This is a genomic window from Streptomyces viridosporus (assembly GCF_002078235.1).
GTDB classification, from domain to species: Bacteria; Actinomycetota; Actinomycetes; order Streptomycetales; family Streptomycetaceae; genus Streptomyces; species Streptomyces viridosporus.
In genome coordinates this window covers 1-677 of the sequence record NZ_MSGP01000845.1, presented here as the reverse complement: position 1 = coordinate 677, position 677 = coordinate 1, and the positions used below count along the sequence as shown (strand labels likewise).

Genomic DNA, 677 nt, shown 5'->3' with positions numbered 1-677 from the left:
GGCTGGGCGGGACCGCCGTGAGCGATGCCGGAGTCATCGGGATGCTTCATGAACAGCCTTCCGCAAGGAAACGTATCGAGGAAGGCCCGGCAGGATTGAACAGCCCACGCACAAGCGGAACCGAACAGGCAGAATCGCCCACCGCGACGACCACGCAAACGCGTGACACTAACACATGGCATAACCTCGCGCCGCTGATACCGATCGCCTCTGTGTACGGGTGCGGGCAGCGGGTCGGCCTGGAACAACCGTTCTCCTTGAAGAACGGCCCCACCCCACAGGCGAGCTGTCGAGCCCAGCCGCGCGGAAGACGGCTCACCAGCACCATGGCCCGACAGGCGGGCAGGGAATGCGTGCTGGTTGCGATGGCTCTGGGAGTGCCGGAGGTGAGGAATTCGCCGGGGAGAGGCCGCTGGCGCAGGCGATCACCACGCCAGGGCAGAGGCGACGGCACACACGGAGCGCGCGGCGTCCAGTGGCTCCTGCAAGCCGACCATCATGCAGGCAAAGCCGGTGCCTCGCCAACCAGCACACCGCGTCATCCCGAAGGAATGTGAAACTCGAATTCGGGACGGTCCCACGGCACGGCGGGCGGGTTCGCGAACGCGGTCCCGGTCCGCACCGCACCGACGCGGTGGTAGAAGTCCTCGGCGGGAGGGTGCGACACGACCTTGAGG

1 pseudogene is annotated in these 677 nt (G+C 66.8%); it reads right to left on the bottom strand.

The annotated features are described in order from the left end of the window. Positions 1–538: 538 nt before the first annotated feature. A pseudogene (locus B7L92_RS43345) lies at positions 539–677 on the bottom strand (GNAT family N-acetyltransferase); the annotation flags it as partial.